Below are 21,520 nucleotides of genomic sequence, written 5' to 3' on the forward strand. Positions count from 1 at the left end.
TCCGTCTTGCTCACACGCTTCCGGAGGAACCAACCGGAGAACTAGAACGATGGCACTACCCGATTTCACTATGCGTCAGCTGCTCGAAGCTGGCGTGCACTTTGGTCACCAGTCTCACCGCTGGAATCCGAAAATGGCTCCGTTCATTTTCGGCGCCCGCAACAACATCCACATCGTCGACCTCGCCCAGACCGTGCCGTTGCTGCACACGGCCCTCCAGGCCGTCAGCGACACGGTTGCCAAGGGCGGCCGCATCCTGTTCGTCGGCACCAAGCGCCAGGCGCAGGACGGCGTCGCGGACGCGGCCAAGCGCTGCGCGCAGTATTTCGTCAATTCGCGCTGGCTCGGCGGCACGCTGACCAACTGGAAGACGATCTCGGCCTCGATCAAGCGCCTGCGTCACCTCGATGAGGTGCTGGCCGGCGGCGAAGCCAGCTCCTACACCAAGAAGGAGCGCCTGACGCTCCAGCGCGAGCGCGACAAGCTCGATCGCTCGCTCGGCGGCATCAAGGACATGGGCGGTCTGCCCGACCTGATCTTCGTGATCGACACCAACAAGGAAGATATCGCGATCCAGGAAGCCCAGCGGCTCAACATTCCGGTCGCCGCGATCGTCGACACCAACTCCGATCCGAAGGGCATCACCTATGTGGTGCCGGGCAATGACGACGCCGGTCGCGCTATTTCGTTGTACTGCGATCTCATTGCGCGCGCCGCGATCGACGGCATCTCGCGCGCCCAGGGCGATTCCGGCATCGACATCGGCGCCTCGGCCCGTCCGGTCGCCGAAGAGCTGCCCACGACCGCCGGCTTCCAGGGCCTTGCCGGCCCGCGCGGCACCGCCGACGACCTCAAGAAGCTTCCGGGCGTGTCGGGCGCGATCGAGAAGAAGTTCAACGACCTCGGCATCTTCCACTTCTGGCAGCTCGCCGAGCTCGATCACGACACCGCGCACAAGATCGGCGAAGAAGTCGGTCTGCCGAGCCGTGCGGATGCGTGGGTGGCCAAGGCCAAGGCGCTGACCGCGGAAGCGGAATAGTCAAAAAGAGCGATCGGTTGGCCGGATAGGATCCGGCCACCATTTCATTCAGTTGACGCGAATACCTGAGATGGACCGCGGCGGGGCAATTGGAGCCGCGCCGCGGCGAACCGGCAGGCAAGAAGGATTTTCAACGATGGCAACGATCACTGCTGCGATGGTCAAGGATCTGCGCGAGTCCACCGGCGCAGGCATGATGGACTGCAAGGCCGCGCTGACCGAGAACGACGGCAACATGGAAGCGGCGCAGGATTGGCTGCGCAAGAAGGGCTTGTCCAAGGCCGCCAAGAAGTCGGGCCGGGTCGCGGCCGAGGGCCTGATCGGCGCGCTCACCAAGGGCACCAAGGGCGTCGTGGTCGAGGTCAACTCCGAGACCGACTTCGTCGCGCGTAACGGCCAGTTCCAGGGCCTGGTCAAGATGGTCGCCCAGGTCGCTTTCGACGTTGGCGCTGACGTCGAGAAGATCAAGGCCGCCAAGATCGGTGACGTCACGGTGGAAGCTGCGATCAACGACGCGATCGCCACCATCGGCGAGAACATGACGCTGCGTCGTGCCGCTTCGCTCGAAGTGAGCCAGGGCGTGGTGTCGAGCTACATCCACGGTGCGGTCGTCGACGGCGCCGGCAAGATGGGCGTGATCGTGGCGCTGGAATCGCCCGGCAAGGCCGACGAGCTCGCAGCGCTCGGCCGCCAGATCGCGATGCATGTCGCCGCCACCAACCCGCTCGCGCTCGATCCGTCCGGTCTCGATCCGGCTGTCGTCAAGCGTGAGAAGGACGTGCTCGCCGACAAATATCGCCAGCAGGGCAAGCCGGAGAACGTGATCGAGAAGATCGTCGAGTCCGGCCTGAAGACCTACTACAAGGAAGTCTGCCTGCTCGAGCAGGCCTTCATCCACGACACCGGCAAGTCGGTGGCACAGGCGGTGAAGGAAGCCGAAGGCAAGGTCGGCGGCGCCGTGAAGATCGCGGGGTTCGTGCGCTATGCTCTCGGCGAGGGAATCGAGAAGCAGGAATCGGACTTCGCGGCTGAGGTCGCGGCGGCCAGCGGCAAGAAGTAAGCGCCGGAACGTTCCTTCCGGCGTGCCGCCGGAAGCGGCGCCCGGACGAGGAAAGTGCTCATGACTGATCCGGTCTATCGTCGCGTCGTGATCAAGCTGTCCGGCGAGTATCTCGCGGGACAGCAAGGCTTTGGCATCGATCAGCCGACCATGGACCGGGTTGCGGACGATCTGATCGCCGCCCGCGAGCTTGGCACCGAGATTGCGGTCGTGATCGGCGGCGGCAATATCTTTCGCGGCGTCGAGGTGTCCTCCCGCGGCGTGTCGCGCCCGACCGGCGACACCATGGGCATGCTTGCCACCATGATGAACTGCCTCGCGCTCGAAGCCACGATCGAGCGCAAGGGCACGCCGGCGAGGGCGCTGTCGGCGTTCGTCATGCCCGAGGTTTCCGAGCTGTTCACCCGCACCGCGGCGCACAAATACCTCGCTGAGGGCCGGATCCTGTTGCTCGGCGGCGGAACCGGCAATCCGTTCTTCACCACGGACACGACGGCGGTGCTGCGCGCCGCCGAGATCGGTGCCGAGGTGGTGCTGAAGGCGACCAACGTCGACGGCGTCTACTCGGCCGATCCGAAGAAGGACCCGTCCGCTACGCGATTCGACCGGCTGACGCATTCGCAGGCCATCGAGGGCGGCTACAAGGTGATGGATGCGACCGCCTTCGCACTTGCCCGCGAGACATCGCTGCCTATCATCGTGTTTTCGATCGCGGAGCCCGGCTCGATCGGCGCGATTCTATGCGGCGCCGGCCACGGGACGATCGTCGCCGGCTGACGGCTCATCTGGCGCGCCCGAGGGCGCGGTGAGGTCGCCGGGATATTGAAGGAGAAACGTGATGGCCACGGATAATTTCGACCTCAACGAAGTGAAGCGCCGCATGCAGGGCGCGGTCCAGTCGCTCAAGCACGAGCTTGGCGGCCTGCGTACGGGCCGCGCGTCGGCCTCGATGCTCGATCCGGTGCAGGTCGAGGCTTATGGCAGTCACATGCCGCTCAATCAGCTCGCCACCGTCAGCGTGCCCGAGCCGCGCCTGATCTCGGTGCAGGTCTGGGACAAGTCGATGGTGAAGCCGGTCGAGAAGGCGATCGTCGATTCCAATCTCGGCCTGTCGCCGGCAACCGAAGGCCAGGTGCTGCGCCTGCGCATTCCCGAGCTGAACGAGGAGCGCCGCAAGGAGCTGGTCAAGGTCGCGCACAAATACGCCGAAGCCGCCAAGGTGGCCGCGCGTCATGTCCGTCGCGACGGTCTCGATGTTCTGAAGAAGCTGGAGAAGAATCACGAGATGTCGGAGGACGATCAGAAGCGTCACGCCGACGAGGTGCAGAAGGTGACCGACGGCACCATCACCGAGATCGACCAGCTGCTGGCCGCCAAGGAAAAAGAAATCCTCACCGTCTAAAGTTCGATGAGCATGATCGTCACGCTCTGGAGTATTGTTCGTACATGATCTCCGCGCAAACGCGTTCCGCGTTTGTCGCGAGGGAACACCGCTTCGCACCTTGCGCTCACGCGGCCCTTCGGGTCCGGATCATGTTTTAAGGCTGCCGTCATGTCCAACGCCGCCGCGCCCGCCACGGAAGGACCAGACCGGTCCGACGCGCCTGCGCATGTCGCCATCATCATGGATGGCAACGGGCGGTGGGCGGCTGCGCGCGGTCTGCCGCGGGCGGAGGGGCATCGCCGCGGCGTCGAGGCGCTGCGCCGCGTGGTGCGTGCCTCGCACGAGCTCGGCATCCGCTATCTCACCATCTTCTCGTTCTCCTCGGAGAACTGGTCGCGCCCGGCGAGCGAGATCGGCGATCTCTTCGGTCTGCTCAAGCGCTTCATCCGCAACGATCTCGCGACCCTGCATCGCGACGGCGTCAAGGTTCGGATCATCGGCGAGCGCGACGGGCTCGAGGGCGACATCTGCGCGCTGCTGAACGAGGCCGAGGAATTGACGCGCGACAACACGCGCCTCACGCTCATTGTCGCCTTCAACTACGGCTCGCGGCAGGAGATTGCGAAAGCGGCCCAGAAGCTTGCGCGCGAAGTCGCAGACGGCAGGCGCGATCCTGCCTCGATCGACGCCGATGCTCTCGGCGCCCATCTCGACGCGCCCGACATTCCCGATCCCGATCTCATCATCCGCACCAGCGGTGAGCAGCGCCTGTCCAATTTCCTGATGTGGCAGGCTGCCTATAGCGAGCTCGTGTTCGTGCCGGTCCATTGGCCCGATTTCGACAAGGCGGCGCTTGAAAGCGCGATCGCCGAATTCGCCAGGCGCGAGCGCCGTTTCGGCGGCCTGGTCGCGAAAACCGCCTCGTGAGCGAACACGACGCCGCACCGGCGGGCTCTGCGCCCGCTTCCAGCAATCTAGTGATGCGAGTCCTCGCAGCGCTGGTGCTGGCGCCGCTCGCGATTGCGCTCGCCTATGCCGGCGGCTGGCTGTGGGCGCTCCTCGTTACCCTGGTGTCGATCGGGCTGTTCGCGGAATGGCTGATGGTGGTGGGGGCGGGGTCTGCCGCGCTGACCGCTTCCGGGACAATCGTTCTCGCCATCATGGGTTTCTGCGCCGCGTTCGGTGCCCTCAAGACCGGCGTCATCGCCGGCTGTGTCGGCGGCGCGATCGTGACGCTGATCGCGCGGGGCAAGTTCGTCTGGGCCGCAACCGGATTCGCCTATGCTTCCGCGGCCCTGCTGGCCTCGATCCTGGTGCGGCAGGATCTCGCGCACGGCTTCGCCGCGCTGATGTTCGTGCTGCTGGTGGTGTGGGCGACCGATATTGGCGGTTATTTCGCTGGCCGCAGCATTGGCGGACCGAAGCTATGGCCGCGCGTCAGCCCCAAGAAGACCTGGGCCGGCGCGTTCGGCAGCTTTGCGGCGAGCCTTGCGGTCGCGGCCGGCTTTGCCGCCTGCGGGATCGGAAAGGCGGTTCCGCTGCTGCTCGTGAGCGCCGTCCTGACCGTGGTTTCGCAGCTCGGGGATCTCTTCGAATCCGCGGTGAAAAGACGCTTCGGCGTCAAGGATTCCAGTCACTTAATTCCCGGCCATGGCGGACTTCTGGACCGCCTCGACGGCTTTGTCGCCGCCATCCTGGTGGCATGGATTATCGGCTTCCTCCGCCATGGTGTGCATAGCGCCGGAAGCGGTCTTATGGTTTGGTGAGGATATGAGCGCTGTCCCTTTGCGTAACAACAAGCCTGTTGCGGCCGACATCCGCAGCGTCACGGTGCTCGGTGCCACCGGCTCGATCGGCGACAGCACGATGGATCTGCTGCGCGCCTCGCCCGAGCGCTATCGCGTCGAGGCCCTGACCGCGAACGGCAATGTCGAGGCGCTGGCGAAGCTTGCGAAGGAATTCTCCGCGCGCTTCGTCGCGATCGCAGACGCCTCCAAGCTTGCCGAGCTCAAGTCCGCACTTGCAGGCACGAGCACCGAATGCGGCGCCGGCGAAAGCGCGGTGATCGAGGCGGGCGCGCGTCCGGCCGATTGGGTAATGGCGGCGGTGAGCGGCGCGGCCGGACTGAAGCCGGCTCTGGCTGCGGTCGATCGCGGCGCGCATGTCGCGCTCGCCAACAAGGAATGCCTGGTTTGCGCCGGCGATTTCTTCATGCAGCGCGCGGCGAAAGCGGGCGCCTGTATCTTGCCGGCCGATTCCGAGCACAACGCGCTGTTCCAGGCGCTGGCATCGGGCAATCGCGACGAGCTGGTTCGCGTCATCATCACCGCCTCGGGCGGCCCGTTCCGCACCTGGAAGCCGGCCGACATCGAGCAGGCGACCCTCGAACAGGCCCTGAAGCATCCGAACTGGACCATGGGCCAGAAGATCACGATCGATTCCGCCTCGATGATGAACAAGGGGCTCGAGGTGATCGAGGCGTCCTATCTGTTCGCGCTGAGCCCGGACGAGATCGACGTCCTGGTGCATCCGCAGTCGATCATTCACGGCATGGTCGAGTTCTCCGACCGCTCGGTCATGGCCCAGCTCGGTTCGCCGGACATGCGCACGCCGATCGCCCATTGCCTCGGCTGGCCCGACCGGATCAAGGGACCGGCAGCCAAGCTCGATCTGGCCAAGATTGGCCAGTTGACCTTCGAGGCACCGGATTTCGAGCGATTCCCCGGGCTGCGCCTGGCCTTCGATGCGCTCCGGCACGGGAAGGGGGCAACCACCGTCTACAACGCCGCCAACGAGGTCGCGGTCGCGGCCTTCATCGCCGGCAAGATCCGGTTCGGCGCCATTGCCCGGCTGGTCGAGGCGACGCTGGAGGACTGGATCCGGGGCGGGAACCACGGCCCTATGACCTCAGCGGACGATGCAATATCCGTTGACCATGTTTCGCGAAATAAAGCTGCCGCCCTATTGCCTCAAATTGCCTTAAAGGCATCCTAGGTAGTTCGGGGCCAGGGCCTTGCGGCGCTGGATGAGGGAATTCGATGATCGACTTTTTCGTCCATAGTTTCAATACGTTGAGCCATGGGCTCCTCGGTTACGCGGTTCCCTTCCTGTTCGTCCTGACCATCGTCGTGTTCTTCCACGAGCTTGGCCATTTTCTGGTCGCGCGGTGGGCCGGCGTTCGGGTGTTAACCTTTTCGCTCGGTTTCGGACCTGAGCTGGTTGGTTTCAACGACCGCCACGGCACCCGCTGGAAGATCTCGGCGATCCCGCTCGGCGGCTACGTCAAGTTCTTCGGCGACGAGAGCGAGGCTTCGACCCCGTCAGCCGAAGCGCTGGCGGCCATGACGGCCGAGGAGCGCGCCGGCAGCTTCCACCACAAGAAGGTCGGCCCGCGCGCCGCCATCGTCGCGGCCGGTCCGATTGCCAATTTTATCCTCGGTGCCCTGATTTTCGCAGGCATGGCCCTGTATTACGGCAAGCCGAGCACGATCGCGCGCGTCGACGGCGTCGTCGCCGAAGGCGCTGCGGCCGCCGCCGGCTTCAAGATCGGCGACGTCGTCGTGCAGATCGACGGCAAGCCGATCGAAAGCTTTGCCGACATGCAGCGGATCGTCGCGACGAGCGCCGGTTCAGCGCTGGCTTTCCAGGTGAAGCGGGATGGCGCGATCGTGTCGCTGACCGCGACGCCGGCGCTGCTCGAGCGCAAGGATCCGTTCGGCAACAGCCACCACGTCGGCGTGCTCGGCGTCGAGCACAAGTCGCAGACCGGTGAGGCCTCGACCGCCCCGGTCGGTGTCGGCGAGGCGCTCAAGATCGGGGGCGAGCAGGTCTGGTTCATCATCACCAGCACCTTCAAGTTCCTGGGCTCCTTGTTCATCGGCCAGGGCAATCCGAATGAGGTCAGCGGCGTGCTTGGCATTGCCAAGATGTCGGGGCAGGCGGCCAGCGCCGGGTTCCAGTTCGTGATCAATCTGTGCGCCGTGCTGTCGGTCTCGATCGGGCTTCTGAACCTGTTCCCGATCCCGCTGCTAGATGGCGGGCACCTTCTGTTCTACACGGCCGAGGTGGTCCGGGGCCGTCCGCTGTCCGAGCGGACCCAGGAGATGGGATTCCGAATCGGGCTCGGCCTGGTGCTGATGCTGATGGTGTTTGCCACCTACAACGACATCCTGCGAATGGCGGCTTCCTGATAGGGGCTTTTGTGTGGCGTTGCTATTGGGCAACGTCTTGGAATGAAATTGAAATTGCGGCGCGCTCGGCCGTTTGCGGCGTCGGTGAAATTGGCTACAAGCGGCTTCGAACTTGGGGAATCTCCCAGACCGACTTTGGGGTTGGGTCTGGTAAGTTGATAAGGGCGCGTTGCGCAATGAAGTTTGGACTGCGACTCCGGGGGGGCTTGCTCGCAACCCTGATCATGTTCGGCGCGCCGGTGTTTGCCCCGGTTGGGGCTGTTTTGGTATCTTCGTCTGCGCTCGCTCAGACCGTGCAGTCGATTTCCGTCGAAGGAAATCGCCGCGTCGAGGTGGAGACGATCCGCTCCTATTTCAAGCCGGGCCCCGGTGGTCGCCTCGATCAGGCCGCCATCGATGACGGCCTCAAGGCGCTGATCGAGACCGGCCTGTTCCAGGACGTGAAGATCAACCGCGGCGCCGGCGGCCAGATCGTCGTCTCCGTGGTGGAAAACCCGGTGATCGGGCGCATCGCCTTCGAGGGCAACAAGAAGATCAAGGACGAGCAGCTCACCGCCGAAGTCCAGTCCAAGGCCCGCGGCACGTTCTCGCGCGCCATGGTGCAGTCGGACACGCTGCGAATCGCCGAAATCTATCGCCGTTCCGGCCGCTATGACGTGACCGTCACGCCGGAGATCATCGAGCAGCCGAACAACCGCGTCGATCTCATCTTCACCGTCAACGAAGGTGCCAAGACCTCGGTCAAGTCGATCGAGTTCATCGGCAACACCGCGTTCTCATCCTACCGCCTCAGGGACGTCATCAAGACGCACGAATCGAATCTGCTGAGCTTCCTCAGCAGCGGTGACGTCTACGATCCGGACCGCGTCGAGGCCGACCGCGACCTGATTCGGCGCTTCTACCTGAAGAACGGCTTCGCCGACGTCCAGGTCGTGGCCGCGCTCACTGAATACGATCCGGAGAAGAAGGGCTTCAACGTCACCTTCAAGATCGAGGAAGGCCAGCAGTACCGCGTCGGCACCGTCGATTTCCGCACCAGCATCCAGAACTTCGACCCGAGCACGCTGCGCAGCTTCTCGCGCGTCAATGTCGGCTCGCTCTACAACGTCGAATCGGTCGAGAAATCGGTCGAGGACATGCAGATCGAGGCCTCACGCCGCGGCTATGCCTTCGCAGTGGTGCGTCCGGGCGGCGATCGCAATTTCGATGCGCACACCGTATCCGTCGTGTTCAACATCGACGAAGGTCCGCGCACTTATATCGAGCGCATCAATATCCGCGGTAACACGCGTACCCGTGACTACGTGATCCGTCGCGAGTTCGACCTCTCCGAGGGCGACGCCTACAACCGTGCGCTGGTCGATCGCGCCGAGCGCCGCTTGAAGAATCTCGACTACTTCAAGAGCGTGAAGATCACGACCGAGCCGGGCTCTTCCAGCGACCGTGTGGTCCTGCTCGTCGATCTCGAGGAAAAGTCGACCGGCGACTTCTCGGTCTCCGGTGGTTACTCCACGACCGATGGTGCGCTGGCCGAAGTCTCGGTCTCCGAGCGCAACCTGCTCGGCCGCGGTCTGTTCGCCAAGGCGTCGGTCACCTATGGCCAGTACGCCCGCGGCTATTCGCTGTCGTTCGTCGAGCCGTATCTGCTCGACTACCGCGTCGCGCTGGGCCTCGACCTCTATCAGCGCACACAACTGTCCAACAGCTACATCTCCTACGGCACCAAGACGCTGGGCTTCAGCCCGCGCCTCGGCTTCGCCCTGCGTGAGGACCTGTCGCTCCAGCTGCGCTACTCGATCTACCAGCAGGAAATCACGCTGCCGTCCTATCTGGCGAACTGTAACAACGTCGTCGGCTCACCGGCATACAACCCGAGCCCGGCCTTTATCAACGCAACAACAGGCGTCGATCCGATCCTGACAGGCAATCTCGGCTGCTACGCTGACGGTGAAGCGTCGCTCCCGGTGCGCAAGGAACTTGCGAACGGCAAGACCCTGACCTCGGCGCTAGGCTACACGCTGACCTACAACACGCTGGACAACAACAAGAACCCGACCGACGGCCTGCTGATCGACTTCAGGCAGGACTTCGCCGGCGTCGGCGGCGACGTCTCCTACCTGAAGACCGTGGCCGATGCGAAGTACTACCAATCGCTGGTGTCGGACCTTGTCGGTCTCGTCCATCTCCAGGGCGGTATCCTGAACAAGGTCGGCAGCACAGATCTGCGCATGCTGGATCATTTCCAGATGGGCCCGAACCTCGTCCGCGGCTTTGCGCCGAACGGCATCGGTCCGCGCGATTTGAATCCCTTTGGTACGCAGGACGCGCTCGGCGGCACCAAATATTGGGGCGCTTCGCTCGAGTTGCAGATGCCATTCTGGTTCCTTCCGAAGGAAGTGGGTCTGAAGGGCGCTGTCTATGCCGACGCCGGCGGTCTGTTCGACTATCAGGGCCCGACGACGTGGTCAGTGACCAACGAAATGACCACGACCAGGAACTCGACCTGTACGCCATCGACCGTCAACCCGGCCTCGACTGGAACTTGTACCGGCCTGGTGTATGACAATGGCAATGTGGTGCGATCGTCGGTCGGTGTCGGCCTGATCTGGGCTTCGCCGTTCGGACCGCTGCGCTTCGACTATGCAGTGCCGCTCACCAAGGGCAAGAATGACCGCACGCAGGAATTCCGGTTCGGCGGCGGCACCTCGTTCTAGTTCGATCAGCAGGGCATGATCCGCCCGCTCGGGAGTTCCTTGTAGCAATTGCTTCCAGGAACTCCCTGCGGCCGGTCGCCAAAAAGATCGTGCTCAATCCATGAGATAAGGCATGATGCGGCCTTTCCGCTTCATGCCGAAGCCGGACCGCGACGGGGTGGAATGGCGCAGCCGACCTTCTTTAGGAAACCGCCGGCATCAACGCTGGCTGAGATCGCCGCGCTGACCAAGGCGCAACTGGTCGACCCTGTCAGGGGCGGTCATGTCGTCACGGGTCTTGCTTCGCTGGACGAAGCCGGCCCGATGCATCTGGCGTTCTTCGACAACCTCAAATACGCCGATGAGCTCAAGGCGACCAAGGCTGGTGCCTGTCTTGTGAGTCCGCGCTTCGAGGCCCAGGTGCCCGCGCACGTGGCCGTGCTGCGGGTGGCGCAGCCGTTCCGCGCTTTTGTCGGGATCGCCCGGGAATGGCATGGCGATGCGTTGCGCCCGCAATCCTGGTTCGGCAATGAAGGCATTGCGCCATCGGCCATCATCGACCCGTCGGCGCGGCTGGAGGACGACGTCATCGTCGAGCCGCTGACCGTCATCGGTCCCGATGTCGAGATCGGCAGCGGCACCGTGATCGGCGCCGGTGTGGTTCTTGGTCCGGGCGTCAAGATCGGGCGGGACTGCAATGTCGGCGCGCGCACGGCTATCCAGTGCGCACTGATCGGCAACAACGTGCTGATCCACCCCGGCTGCTCGATCGGCCAGGACGGCTACGGCTTCATCTTCTTCGGCCCCGAGGGCCATCTGAAAGTGCCCCAGACCGGCCGTGTGCTGATCCAGAACAATGTGGAAGTCGGCGCCGGCACCACCATCGATCGCGGCTCCTTGCGGGACACGGTGATCGGAGAGGGCACCAAAATCGACAATCAGGTCCAGATCGGCCACAATGTGACGATCGGCCGGAACTGCCTGCTCGCGGCCCAGATCGGGCTCGCGGGCAGCCTGACGATCGGCGACAACGTGGCGCTGGGAGCAAAGGTCGGCATCAACAATCACCTCAAGATCGGTGACGGAGCCCAGGTCACCGCGATGAGCGGGGTCAAGGACGACATCCCGCCGAACGGTCGTTGGGGCGGTTTTTTTGCCAAGCCGACCAAACAATGGTTCAAGGAAATTATCGCGGTGGAGCGCCTGGTACGCGACAGCAAGGCCGATCCGAAGGACGAGGGACGGGAATGACGGCGGAATCACCTGTTAAGTTCGAGCTGGTGGATATCAATGCGATCCTCCAGACCCTGCCGCACCGCTTTCCGATGCTCCTGATCGACCGTGTGATCAACATCCGGGCCGATTACAGCGGCATCGGCATCAAGAACGTCACCTTCAACGAGCCGGCCTTCCAGGGCCATTTCCCCGAACGTCCGGTCTATCCGGGCGTGATGATGATCGAGGCGATGGCGCAGACCGCCGGCGTGATCGGCATCAAGTCCGTCGAGGGCACCGAGAAGCCGCGCGCGGTCTATTTCCTCACCATCGACAAGTGCAAGTTTCGCAAGCCCGTGCTGCCCGGCGATACCATCGAGTATCACATGCGCTCGGTCGGCCGCCGCAAGGCAATGTGGTGGTTTCACGGGGACGCCAAGGTCAACGGCCAGATCGTCGCCGAAGCCGATGTCGGGGCGATGCTGACGGACTGAGGGGGAGTGGCGAGAGCGGCGAAACACGCCGAGATCATACGTCACTGGACAGATCGGGCGCAGTCGCGCTAACCACCGGAAAGCCGAGCAAGTTCAACACATAGTCAGACCTTCTTGATGAGTAAGATCGACCCCACCGCACGGGTGGAAGACGGCGCCGTGATCGGCGGGGGCACCGAGATCGGGCCCTTTTGCATCATCGGTCGCAACGCCCGGATCGGGGCCAATTGCAAGCTGATTGGACAGGTGACCGTCATCGGCCATACCTCGGTCGGGGACAATTGCGTGATCTCGCCGTTCGCGGTGCTCGGCGGCGCGCCGCAGGACCTCAGCTACAAGGGCGAGCCGACCACGCTCGACATCGGGTCCGGCTGCACCATCCGTGAAGGCGCGACGATGAACGTCGGCACCGTCAAGGGCGGCGGGAAGACGCGCGTCGGCAACGACGGCTATTTCATGAACAACAGCCATGTCGGCCATGATTGCATGGTCGGCAACAACGCGATCTTCGCGACCTCGGCGACGCTCGGCGGTCATTGCGAGATCGGCGACGCCGTCTATATCGGCGGGCTGTCCGCGGTGCACCAGTTCACGCGCATCGGCTCCTATGTGATGGTCGGCGGCCTCTCGGGCGTGCGCGACGACATCATCCCGTACGGGCTCGCCAACGGTCAATATGCGGTGCTGGAGAGCCTCAACCTGATCGGCATGAAGCGGCGCAAGTTCACCAGGCAGCGCCTCGCAGCCGTGCGTGCGTTCTACCAAAAGCTCTTCCATGGCCCCGGCACCTTCGCCGAGCGGCTGGAGGCGGCGCGGTCCTTCGAGAGCGAAGATCCTGCGATCGCCGAAATCCTCGGCTTCATCGGCAAGGGCAAGCGTCCGCTCTGCCTTCCCGCCATCGAGAAGTGACGCCGGGATGGCCGCGGATATGACATCGGCGGCTCCAGGCGTTTCATCACCGGTCGGCGTGGTCGCGGGCGGTGGCGCGATGCCGTTCGCGGTGGCCGAGTCGCTCGCCGCGCGCGGCATCACGCCGGTGCTGTTTCCGCTGCGAGGCGCCTGCGATCCGGTACAGGTGGAGAAATTCCGCCACCGCTGGATCTCGGTCGGTCAACTCGGCCGCGCCATGCGGCTGTTCCGCGAGGAGAGCTGCCGCGACCTGATCTTCATCGGCACGCTGGTGCGGCCTTCGCTCACGGAAATCCGCTTCGACGTCACCACGTTGCGGCTGCTCGGCAACGTCATCCGCGCCTTTCGCGGCGGCGACGATCATCTGTTGTCGGGTGTCGGCCGCATTCTCGAGCAAGGCGGCTTTCGCATGGTCGGCATCAAGGACGTCGCGCCCGACCTGCTGATGCCCGAGGGCTGCGTCACCCGCGCCTGGCCGGCCGACAATGCCAAGGGCGACATCGAACGCGGGCGTGCGGTGCTCACCGCGCTCGGGCCGTTCGACATCGGTCAGGCCGCCGTGGTGATCGACGGCCATGTGGTGGCGGTCGAGGACATCGAGGGCACTGATGCGCTGCTCGCGCGCGTGGCGCGGCTGCGCGAGGAGGGCCGCATCCGTGCCGCGACGGGGCGTGGCGTGCTGGTGAAGGCGCCGAAGAGCGGCCAGGATTTGCGCTTCGACCTGCCGACGATCGGCGCGCGCACGATCGAGGGCGTCGCCAAGGCCGGCCTTGCCGGTGTCGCTGTCATCGCCGGCAACACCATCGCCGCCGAGCCGCAGGCGATGATCGGGCTCGCCGACGCCAAATATCTCTTCGTCGTCGGTCTGCCCGCGTGATGCCGACCCGCGATCCCCAACGGAAGATCTTTCTGATCGCGACGGAGGAATCCGGCGACCGGCTCGGCTCGGCGCTGATGAAGGTGCTGCGCCAGCGCCTCGGCGACGGCGTGCAGTTCGAGGGCGTCGGCGGCCGCACCATGGCGCGCGAGGGGCTCGAGACGCTGTTTCCGATCGAGGAGCTGTCGATCGTCGGCTTTGCCGCGGTGGTGCAGCAATTGCCGAAGATCCTGGGGCTGATCCGCGAGACGGCGGATGCCGTGACCGAGTCCGCGCCCGACGCGCTGGTCATCATCGACAGTCCCGATTTCACCCATCGCGTCGCGCGCCGCGTGCGTGCGAAGAATCCGGCGATCCCCGTCATCGACTACGTCTCGCCCTCGGTCTGGGCCTGGCGGCCCGGCCGCGCGCGCGCGATGCTCGGTTATGTCGATCACGTGCTGGGTCTGCTGCCGTTCGAGCCGGAGGAGTACCGCAAGCTGAAAGGGCCGCCATGCAGCTATGTCGGCCATCCCCTGATCGAGCAATTGCCGTCGCTGCGCCCGAACCTTGACGAGCAAAAGCGCCGCGACAGCGAGCCGCCGGTGCTGCTGGTGCTGCCGGGCAGCCGCCGTAGCGAGATCCGGCATCATCTCGGCCTGTTCGGCGCCGCGCTCGGGCGATTGCAGGACGAGGGCCGCGCGTTCGAATTGATGTTGCCGACGATGCCGCATCTCGAGGCCACCGTCCGCGCGGGCGTGGCGACCTGGCCGGTCAAGCCGCAGATCGTGGTCGGCGAAACCGAGAGGCGCGCCGCATTCCGGATCGCGCGCGCGGCGCTGGCGAAATCCGGCACCGTGACGCTGGAGCTCGCGCTCTCGGGCATTCCGATGGTGACCGCCTATCGCGTCGGCGCGATGGAGGCCTTCATCCTGCGCCGCGCGATCCAGGTCTCTTCGGTGATCCTCGCCAATCTCGTGATCGGCAAGGAGGTAATTCCCGAATTTTTACAGGAGGACTGCACGCCGGAGAAGCTCGCTGCCGCACTGGCCGAGATGCTGAGCGAGACGCCGATGCGCAAGCAACAGCTCGAAGCCTTCGCCCAGCTCGACACCATCATGTCCACCGGCAACAAATCACCGAGCGTGCTCGCCGCCGACATCGTGCTCACGACGATGCGGAAGGGACGGCGAAGCTAGGCCAAGCCGCCGTCGACCCGGAAGCACTGGCAGGTGATGCGCCGGCTCGCGTCGGAGGCGAGGTAGAGCGCCATGTCGGCGATATCATCGGGCGTCACCGCATCGGGAATGGCCTGGCGCGTGCGCATCTCGGCGATCTGCCGCTCGTCCGGATACCACAGCTTCCGCTGCCGCTCGGTGATCACCATTCCAGGCGCGATCGCGTTGACGCGGATGCGGTCGGCGCCGAACCGGCGGCCCAGTGAGTTGGTGAAGCCGACGATCGCAGCCTTTGCCGCGGCGTAGACCGGGAGCGCCGGTGCGCCGCGGATCCAGGCGACCGACGACATGTTGACGATCGAGCCGCCGCCGCGCGCCTGCATCTGCGGCACCACGGCTTGTGCGGCGAAGAAGACGTGCTTGAGATTGACGCCGATCATCCAGTCGAATTCGGCCGGCGTCACGTCCGATAGCACCTGGCGCTGGTCATTGGCGGCGTTGTTGACGAGCACCGCGGCATCGCCCAGCGATCCCTGCACCTTCGCCAGCGCCGCGCGCAGGGCGTCGATGTCGAGGAGGTCGCAGGGCACGAATAGCGGAGCGGTGCCGGACGTTTTCGCCACCTCGTGCGCCAGCGTTTCACCGGTCTGGGCGTCGATGTCGAGGAAGGCGACGCGGGAACCTTGGCTCGCAAAAGCGCGCACGAAGGCGGCGCCGATGCCGCTGGCGCCCCCGGTGATCAGCACCACGCGGTCCGCGAGGTCGGGGTAGCTCGTCTTGGTCATGCGATCAGTCGCTCCGTCTCAGGGTCGAACAGGCAAATGCGGCGGGTATCGAGGGCGAAGGAGGCGGTCCCGCCCGGGGTCGGGCGGATCTCCGGCGAGATGCGCGCCTGCGCGGGTTCGCCGCCGAGTCGCAGCAGGACAATGGTCTCCGCGCCGGTGGGCTCGACCAGCTCGACCGGCGCGGTGACGATAACAGGCGCGCCCGTGGCGCCAGAGAACACGCGATCCCCCTCGGCGATGCATTCCGGCCGGATCCCAAGCACCACCTCGCGGCCGACATAGGACGTAGCTGCGTCGTAGTCTTGCAAGTGGATACGGACCTCGTCCGGCCGGCCGGCGCCGATCACCGCCACAGGCCCGCCGGCATTAGCCTCGAGCCGTGCCGGCATCGTGTTCATCGGCGGCGAGCCCATGAAGCGGGCGACGAACAGATTGGCCGGATAGCGGTAGACCGTGTCGGGGTCGGCGAATTGCTGCACCACGCCGCGATGCATCACGGCGATGCGGGTTGCCATCGTCATCGCCTCGATCTGGTCGTGGGTGACATAGATGATGGTGGCGCCGATGCGCTGGTGCAGCCGCTTGATCTCCATCCGCATCTCGACCCGCAGCTTGGCGTCGAGATTGGAGAGCGGCTCGTCGAACAGGAAAAGCAGGGGATCGCGCACCAGCGCGCGCCCCATCGCCACGCGCTGGCGCTGGCCGCCGGACAGTTGCGACGGCTTGCGGCCGAGCAGCGGCTCGATCTGCAGCAGCTTGGCCACGTTCGCCAACGCCTTCTCTTGCTCCGCCTTGGCGACGTGTCGGCATTCCATGCCGAAGGTGATGTTCTGGCGCACCGTCATCGACGGATAGAGCGCGTAGGACTGGAACACCATGGCGATGTCGCGGTCCTTCGGAGGCACGTCGTTGACGACGCGTCCGCCGATCTCGATCGTGCCGTCGCTCGGCCGATCGAGCCCGGCGACGATGTTGAGCAGCGTGGACTTGCCGCAGCCGGACGGACCGACCAGCACGGTGAATTCACCGCTCTCGATGTCGAGGTCGATGCCCTTCAGCACTTCCAGATTGGCGTAGCGCTTCGACAGGGCGCGAATGCTTAGTGCTGCCATGACACATCCATCATTTCACGGCCCCGGCAGTGAGGCCGCGTACGAAATACCTGCCGCCGAAGAGATAGATCAGCAAAGTGGGGAGCGCCGCGATGATCACCGCGGCGCTCTGCACGCCGTGCTGCGGGATATCCGCGACCGCGGCAGACAGCGCGATGAGCGCGGCCGTCACGGGCTGCTGCTGGCCGGTCGTGAATGTCACGCCATAGAGGAATTCGTTCCAGATATGCGTGAACTGCCAGATCACTGTGACGATCAGGATGGGGGACGAGAGCGGCAGGATGATGCGCCAGAAAATACGGAAGAACCCGGCGCCATCGATGCGCGCCGCCCTGATCAGTTCATGCGGAATGGCGATATAGTAGTTTCGGCAGAACAGCACGGTGAAGGAAAGCCCCTGGATCGTGTGAATCAGCACGAGGCCCCACAGCGTGTTGATGAGCCCGATGTCCCGCAACACGATGGTCCAGGGCAGCAAGCGCATCTGCTGGGGCAGGAAGAGACCGAGGGTGACGATGCCGTAAATCCAGTTGTCGCCGCGAAAACGCCAGAGCGACACGGCGTAACCCGCGACAGCACCGAGCAGGGTGGAGAAAATCGTCGCGGGGATCGTGATGAGTGCGGAGTTCAGCATGTACGGCCGGATACCGGCGCAGGTCTCGGCGATGCAAAAGCCGCTCCAGGCAGTGAGGTAGTTGCGCCAGGCCATGTGTTGCGGCCAGCCGATCATCGAACCCTGCGCAATCTCCTCATTGGTCCGGACCGAGTTCAGCACGACGACGACCAGCGGCGCGAGATAAGCGGCCGCGAACAATGTCACGACGAGATAGATCAAAATCCTGCTCGGCGCGAAGCTGCGGTCACGCATGGGCGGCCTGCCGTCGCTGGACATAACGCCACGCCGCATAGGGCAACAGCACGGCGAGAAGGATGAGCAACATGAGCACCGCCGCCGCCGCGCCACGGCCGAGCTGGCTGCGCTGGAACATCAAATCGTAGACGACAAGGGCCGGCAGCTGGGTCGCGATGCCGGGCCCGCCGTTGGTGAGCGCGCGGACGAGGTCGAAGGCCGAAATCGCAAATTGCAGCTGGACGACGACGACGGTGATGGTGATCGGCCAGAGCGTCGGCAGAATGACGCGCCAATAGGTTCGGATCGGCCCAGCGCCGTCGATCTGCGCGGCCCTGATAATGTCGGTGTCGACGGAGCGAAGGCCGGCCAGGAACAGCGCCATGGCGAAGCCCGAGGATTGCCAGATCGCAGCGATGACGATGGTCCAGATCGCCATGTCGCGATTGACCAGCCAGTCGAAGTGGAAGGAGCTCCAGCCGAGATCATGGACGAGCTTCTCGATCCCGATACCGGGATTGAGCAGCCAGCTCCAGACCGTGCCGGTGACGACGAACGACACCGCCAGGGGGTACAGGAAGATGGTCCGCAGCACGTTCTCGCCGCGAATGCGCTGATCGAGCAGGATCGCCAGCACGAGACCGGTGATCAAGCTCAGCAGCACGAACGCGATGCCGAACAGCAGCAGATTGTCGAAGGCGATTTGCCAGTTCCGCGACGCCAGGACCGAATTGTAGTTGCGCAGACCCACCCAGCCCGTGACCGGAACAAGGGTGGATGGCGTGAACGAAATCCAGATCGTCCAGATCGAAAACGAAATGAGGTGCGCTGCGGACAACAGCAGCGGCACCCAGATCATCAGATATTCGGGCAGCCGGCGCACCATGTCAGAGGTCGCCGGCCAGCCCGGTCGCGTTGCTGTCGAGACGGCGTCGGTCAACGCGAGCCCTCGACGGCCTCGGCAAGGCGGGTGACTGCCTGATCCGGCGTAATCGTCTTGTTCTTCGCGTATTCGGTGAACACGTCGATCATCGCGGCGGTCAAGCCATTTTCCTGCGCCATGTTGTGCGCGAGGCTCAGGACGGCCTGATTGCTGGCGACAGCGTCCTTGAGTGCGGCTGCGGTTCGCCGTTGACCATCCGACCAGCCCTCACCGGACAGATCGACATCGGTGCGCACGGGGATCGATCCCGTGATTTGCGAATACATCGTCTGGATCGCCGGGTCCATGACGAGCTGGGCCATCAACATCTGGCCGGCTTGCAGATCGGGCTCCTTGCGCTGCCAGAAGATGAAGGCATCGGCATTCAGCAAGAATACCGGCTTGCCATTGTCGCTGGGGCCTGGCGCGATGACGAAGTCGTCGAGCTTGAAACCGGCGTTCCGCAGCACACCCTGCGCCCAGCCGCCCATGATCAACATGCCCATGTCGCCATCGACGAAGCGCTTCAAATTGATGGCATAGGGTTGGGCGCCGACATTGGGATCCATCCAGTTGGTGATCTTACGCATCTGTGCGAAGGCAGCCTTGATCTCGGGACCCTCCAGGGCCTTCTTGTCGAGATTCATGGCGGCTGCGCGATATGCGGTGGGACTGATGCCGGCGAGCGAGGCCTCGAATTTTTGCCCATCGTCGGCGCGGGTGCCACCGTTGGCGACGGGAAAGGTGACCCCGGCGGTTTTCATCTTCTCGGCAAGATCGTTGAAGTCAGCCCAGGTCACGGGGGGCTTGTCGGCCTTGGCTTTGTCCATCGCGCGCTTGGAGAGAAACAGCATGTTGGTGCTGTAGATCTGCAAGGGCAGGGCAATCCACTTGCCTCCCGGCTTGTGCAATTTTGCAAGGTCCGGCGCGACGACCTTTTCGTAGCCGGCGGCAGCGACAACGGCGTCAAGATCGACGGTCGGCGCAATCTTCGACCAGGCGGCAATCTCCGGGCCCTTGAGCTGCGAGCAGGCCGGCGGATCGCCGGCGATGATCTGGGCGCGCAGCTTGTTCATCATCTCGGTGGTGAAGCCGGGGACTGGCGAGTGCTGCCAGATGCCGCCCTTCTCCTCGAATTTCTTGCCGAGCGCGGTGATCGCCGCTCCGTCGCTGCCTGCGGACCATTGCGAGATCGCGGTGAGGCGCGGCTTGACTGCGCCTTGCGCGCGAGCAAAGGCCGGCAGCGCGAGCGCGGCAGCAGATCCAGCTAGCAGACGGCGCCTTGTTGTTGTGATCGGCATCGCAAGTTCCTCCCGGGTGTGAACTCTTTTGCGCGAGAGCCGCGCAGGCTATGTCAGGCGGCCTCCGTCGATGCGGCCGGCATGCCGCCGCTTCTGGTCAGGCAGAGCGCGGCGAAGGCAAGTGCTGCCTGCGGATCGTTGCTCATCGAGGGCGGCACGAAGGCGAGCGACACCTGCGCCAGTTTCCGGCCGCCGAGCAGGCAGGAGTCGATCCCGTCGATGACGGCCTTTCGATCGTCTTCAGTGAGCAGCGATGGCCAGCCGCTGACGACAACGCCGCGGCATGGCTTGACGTTCAATGTGTTGCCGATGGCGAGGCCAAGCCTGAAGAGGCGCTGGCGCAATTCCTGGCGCACCCGCGATGTGAGGGGGATCGTGGTCACCCATTCACTGCCGAGCCGGAGCAATTCTGCTTCGGTGACGCGCAGAAGGTCGGCCAGCGCCGGCAGCGACGTATAGGCTTCGACGCAACCGTGATGTCCGCAGCGGCAACGCGGGCCGTCGGTTCCGAACACCATGTGGCCGAGCTCGACCGGGTCGAGCGCGTCGTTCTCGATCGGATCATCCAGCCAGGCGCCCGCGACGCCCTGGCCGACGAAGACGAACAGATGCGCATCGCTGAACGGATAGTTCTCGGTGCGGCAGCGGTGAAATGTGGCGTGCGCCACCACCGAATTGGTGAAGGTGACCGGCACGCCCGCGAACAATTCGCCGAACATGTCCCCGATAGCTCCGACGTCGCACGGAATGATCGGATTGCCTGATACACTCAGGCGGCCGAGGCCGGGAACGGTCACGCCGACCTGTGCGAGCCTGATGCGGCGCCGGCGCGTCCAGTCGCGCAGCAACGCCAGTGCTTCGCGAAACACCCGGCCGACGGATTCAACGGTCGGCTTCTTCGGCAGCGGCACACGCTCGGTGTAATGCAGTTCCCCCGACAGGCCGCCAACGCCGACGCTGAGCCATTGGCCGGTCAGCTCGAGGGCGGCAAGCGCCACCGTGCGGTCGAGCGACACCAGACCCGTCGGGCCGCCGACATAAGGGGCGGGGCGCCGCACTTCCTCGATCAGGCCTTCGGCTTTCAAGTCGAACAGGATACGCGACAGGCTTGCTTCGGACAGGCGCACGGCGCGCGCCAGGGGCGGCCGGAACGAGCCGCCGGACTGGAGCAAATGAGTCAAAATGGCAGCACGCGTCTGCCGCCGACTTCTCGGCTGCTCCGGCATTTCCATCCCTGTCGTCATTCTTACTTAGTGTAAGAATGCGCGCGGAGCATTTCGACTGTCAAGCGTTCGCCGGCGCGATGCGGCGACTTGTTGTTGTGCGCGGCAGCAAGATTGGGGCGGCCCACGAGTTTCGTAGGGTGGGCAAAGCGAAGCGTGCCCACTATTTTTGTCGCGCTCGCAGAGTTGCGGGGGGGGGGGGGGGGGGGGGGGGCACAACAACAAGGAAGAAAAAAAAAAAAAAAAAACACAACCCCAAAGGGGCCGCCGCATATAACAAAAGCGGAAAAATTAATATTTGATAAATTA

20 protein-coding genes are annotated in these 21,520 nt (G+C 64.5%); 14 read left to right on the plus strand and 6 right to left on the minus strand.

The annotated features are described in order from the left end of the window. The first annotated feature begins 49 nt into the window (after positions 1–49). The 14 genes from ABID58_RS12130 (at position 50) to lpxB (ending at position 15,039) form a co-directional block, all read left to right on the plus strand. The gene (locus ABID58_RS12130) at positions 50–1,039 is read left to right on the plus strand and encodes a 30S ribosomal protein S2 (protein ID WP_354032786.1); all 990 of its coding nucleotides are present in this window, start codon (positions 50–52) and stop codon (positions 1,037–1,039) included. 136 nt (positions 1,040–1,175) lie between these two features. Then, on the plus strand, positions 1,176–2,099 hold the full coding sequence (gene tsf / locus ABID58_RS12135; RefSeq protein WP_148753681.1) for a translation elongation factor Ts: 924 nt from the start codon (positions 1,176–1,178) through the stop codon (positions 2,097–2,099). Between the two features lie 60 nt (positions 2,100–2,159). After that, positions 2,160–2,876: a UMP kinase gene (gene pyrH / locus ABID58_RS12140; protein WP_354032787.1), complete on the plus strand. Its 717-nt coding sequence runs from the start codon at positions 2,160–2,162 to the stop codon at positions 2,874–2,876. 61 nt (positions 2,877–2,937) lie between these two features. Then, on the plus strand, positions 2,938–3,501 hold the full coding sequence (gene frr / locus ABID58_RS12145) for a ribosome recycling factor (RefSeq protein WP_148753683.1): 564 nt from the start codon (positions 2,938–2,940) through the stop codon (positions 3,499–3,501). A gap of 150 nt (positions 3,502–3,651) precedes the next feature. Continuing rightward, positions 3,652–4,410, plus strand: coding sequence for an isoprenyl transferase (locus ABID58_RS12150; RefSeq protein ID WP_148753684.1), 759 nt, complete (start codon positions 3,652–3,654; stop codon positions 4,408–4,410). 53 nt (positions 4,411–4,463) lie between these two features. Then, positions 4,464–5,249 carry a phosphatidate cytidylyltransferase gene (locus tag ABID58_RS12155; RefSeq protein WP_502916403.1) on the plus strand — a complete coding sequence of 262 codons (786 nt, stop codon included), beginning with the start codon at positions 4,464–4,466 and terminating at the stop codon, positions 5,247–5,249. A gap of 4 nt (positions 5,250–5,253) precedes the next feature. Then, complete coding sequence (gene dxr, locus ABID58_RS12160; protein WP_354032789.1) at positions 5,254–6,477, plus strand: 1-deoxy-D-xylulose-5-phosphate reductoisomerase; 1,224 nt, start codon at positions 5,254–5,256, stop codon at positions 6,475–6,477. 44 nt (positions 6,478–6,521) lie between these two features. After that, positions 6,522–7,673, plus strand: a complete 1,152-nt coding sequence (gene rseP, locus ABID58_RS12165; protein WP_148753687.1) for an RIP metalloprotease RseP — start codon at positions 6,522–6,524, stop codon at positions 7,671–7,673. 176 nt (positions 7,674–7,849) lie between these two features. Then, positions 7,850–10,387, plus strand: coding sequence for an outer membrane protein assembly factor BamA (gene bamA, locus ABID58_RS12170; protein ID WP_148753688.1), 2,538 nt, complete (start codon positions 7,850–7,852; stop codon positions 10,385–10,387). Between the two features lie 162 nt (positions 10,388–10,549). Next, positions 10,550–11,617 carry a UDP-3-O-(3-hydroxymyristoyl)glucosamine N-acyltransferase gene (gene lpxD, locus ABID58_RS12175; protein ID WP_354032790.1) on the plus strand — a complete coding sequence of 356 codons (1,068 nt, stop codon included), beginning with the start codon at positions 10,550–10,552 and terminating at the stop codon, positions 11,615–11,617. After that, the gene (fabZ, locus tag ABID58_RS12180; RefSeq protein WP_148753690.1) at positions 11,614–12,075 is read left to right on the plus strand and encodes a 3-hydroxyacyl-ACP dehydratase FabZ; all 462 of its coding nucleotides are present in this window, start codon (positions 11,614–11,616) and stop codon (positions 12,073–12,075) included. Before lpxD ends, fabZ begins: the two co-directional genes overlap by 4 nt. Before the next feature lie 117 nt (positions 12,076–12,192). After that, positions 12,193–12,984: an acyl-ACP--UDP-N-acetylglucosamine O-acyltransferase gene (gene lpxA, locus ABID58_RS12185; protein WP_354032791.1), complete on the plus strand. Its 792-nt coding sequence runs from the start codon at positions 12,193–12,195 to the stop codon at positions 12,982–12,984. A gap of 19 nt (positions 12,985–13,003) precedes the next feature. Continuing rightward, a complete protein-coding gene (locus tag ABID58_RS12190; RefSeq protein ID WP_354032792.1) occupies positions 13,004–13,861 on the plus strand; it encodes an LpxI family protein in 858 nt (285 codons plus the stop codon). After that, positions 13,858–15,039: a lipid-A-disaccharide synthase gene (gene lpxB / locus ABID58_RS12195; protein ID WP_354032793.1), complete on the plus strand. Its 1,182-nt coding sequence runs from the start codon at positions 13,858–13,860 to the stop codon at positions 15,037–15,039. Before ABID58_RS12190 ends, lpxB begins: the two co-directional genes overlap by 4 nt. Here the strand turns inward: lpxB and ABID58_RS12200 are convergent. Genes ABID58_RS12200 through ABID58_RS12225 form a run of 6 tightly spaced genes read right to left on the minus strand, consistent with a single transcriptional unit; the run spans position 15,036 to position 21,220 of the window. Continuing rightward, complete coding sequence (locus ABID58_RS12200) at positions 15,036–15,803, minus strand: SDR family NAD(P)-dependent oxidoreductase (protein WP_354032794.1); 768 nt, start codon at positions 15,801–15,803, stop codon at positions 15,036–15,038. The genes lpxB and ABID58_RS12200 overlap by 4 nt on opposite strands. Next, on the minus strand, positions 15,800–16,915 hold the full coding sequence (locus ABID58_RS12205) for an ABC transporter ATP-binding protein (RefSeq protein ID WP_354032795.1): 1,116 nt from the start codon (positions 16,913–16,915) through the stop codon (positions 15,800–15,802). Before ABID58_RS12205 ends, ABID58_RS12200 begins: the two co-directional genes overlap by 4 nt. A gap of 10 nt (positions 16,916–16,925) precedes the next feature. Then, positions 16,926–17,783: a carbohydrate ABC transporter permease gene (locus ABID58_RS12210; protein ID WP_354032796.1), complete on the minus strand. Its 858-nt coding sequence runs from the start codon at positions 17,781–17,783 to the stop codon at positions 16,926–16,928. Further along, positions 17,776–18,705, minus strand: a complete 930-nt coding sequence (locus tag ABID58_RS12215; RefSeq protein ID WP_187435138.1) for a carbohydrate ABC transporter permease — start codon at positions 18,703–18,705, stop codon at positions 17,776–17,778. The genes ABID58_RS12210 and ABID58_RS12215 overlap by 8 nt, the downstream gene beginning before the upstream one ends. Further along, positions 18,702–19,988 (minus strand): ABC transporter substrate-binding protein, encoded by a 1,287-nt coding sequence (locus ABID58_RS12220; protein WP_148753697.1) that lies wholly within the window; start codon positions 19,986–19,988, stop codon positions 18,702–18,704. Before ABID58_RS12220 ends, ABID58_RS12215 begins: the two co-directional genes overlap by 4 nt. Before the next feature lie 53 nt (positions 19,989–20,041). Further along, entirely contained in the window at positions 20,042–21,220 is a 1,179-nt protein-coding gene (locus ABID58_RS12225; protein WP_354032811.1) for an ROK family transcriptional regulator, read from the minus strand. Positions 21,221–21,520: the final 300 nt, after the last annotated feature.

Source organism: Bradyrhizobium sp. S3.2.6, assembly GCF_040546885.1.
GTDB lineage: Bacteria > Pseudomonadota > Alphaproteobacteria > Rhizobiales > Xanthobacteraceae > Bradyrhizobium > Bradyrhizobium cytisi.

What these genes read in the sequence shown, in the direction of transcription:
- ABID58_RS12130 (WP_354032786.1), top strand. Translation starts at nt 50, where the DNA reads ATGGCACTACCCGATTTCACTATGCGTCAGCTGCTCGAAGCTGGCGTG.
- tsf (WP_148753681.1), top strand. Translation starts at nt 1,176, where the DNA reads ATGGCAACGATCACTGCTGCGATGGTCAAGGATCTGCGCGAGTCCACC.
- pyrH (WP_354032787.1), top strand. Translation starts at nt 2,160, where the DNA reads ATGACTGATCCGGTCTATCGTCGCGTCGTGATCAAGCTGTCCGGCGAG.
- frr (WP_148753683.1), top strand. Translation starts at nt 2,938, where the DNA reads ATGGCCACGGATAATTTCGACCTCAACGAAGTGAAGCGCCGCATGCAG.
- ABID58_RS12150 (WP_148753684.1), top strand. Translation starts at nt 3,652, where the DNA reads ATGTCCAACGCCGCCGCGCCCGCCACGGAAGGACCAGACCGGTCCGAC.
- ABID58_RS12155 (WP_502916403.1), top strand. Translation starts at nt 4,464, where the DNA reads ATGCGAGTCCTCGCAGCGCTGGTGCTGGCGCCGCTCGCGATTGCGCTC.
- dxr (WP_354032789.1), top strand. Translation starts at nt 5,254, where the DNA reads ATGAGCGCTGTCCCTTTGCGTAACAACAAGCCTGTTGCGGCCGACATC.
- rseP (WP_148753687.1), top strand. Translation starts at nt 6,522, where the DNA reads ATGATCGACTTTTTCGTCCATAGTTTCAATACGTTGAGCCATGGGCTC.
- bamA (WP_148753688.1), top strand. Translation starts at nt 7,850, where the DNA reads ATGAAGTTTGGACTGCGACTCCGGGGGGGCTTGCTCGCAACCCTGATC.
- lpxD (WP_354032790.1), top strand. Translation starts at nt 10,550, where the DNA reads ATGGCGCAGCCGACCTTCTTTAGGAAACCGCCGGCATCAACGCTGGCT.
- fabZ (WP_148753690.1), top strand. Translation starts at nt 11,614, where the DNA reads ATGACGGCGGAATCACCTGTTAAGTTCGAGCTGGTGGATATCAATGCG.
- lpxA (WP_354032791.1), top strand. Translation starts at nt 12,193, where the DNA reads ATGAGTAAGATCGACCCCACCGCACGGGTGGAAGACGGCGCCGTGATC.
- ABID58_RS12190 (WP_354032792.1), top strand. Translation starts at nt 13,004, where the DNA reads ATGACATCGGCGGCTCCAGGCGTTTCATCACCGGTCGGCGTGGTCGCG.
- ABID58_RS12200 (WP_354032794.1), bottom strand. Translation starts at nt 15,803, where the DNA reads ATGACCAAGACGAGCTACCCCGACCTCGCGGACCGCGTGGTGCTGATC.
- ABID58_RS12205 (WP_354032795.1), bottom strand. Translation starts at nt 16,915, where the DNA reads ATGGCAGCACTAAGCATTCGCGCCCTGTCGAAGCGCTACGCCAATCTG.
- ABID58_RS12210 (WP_354032796.1), bottom strand. Translation starts at nt 17,783, where the DNA reads ATGCGTGACCGCAGCTTCGCGCCGAGCAGGATTTTGATCTATCTCGTC.
- ABID58_RS12220 (WP_148753697.1), bottom strand. Translation starts at nt 19,988, where the DNA reads ATGCCGATCACAACAACAAGGCGCCGTCTGCTAGCTGGATCTGCTGCC.
- ABID58_RS12225 (WP_354032811.1), bottom strand. Translation starts at nt 21,220, where the DNA reads ATGGAAATGCCGGAGCAGCCGAGAAGTCGGCGGCAGACGCGTGCTGCC.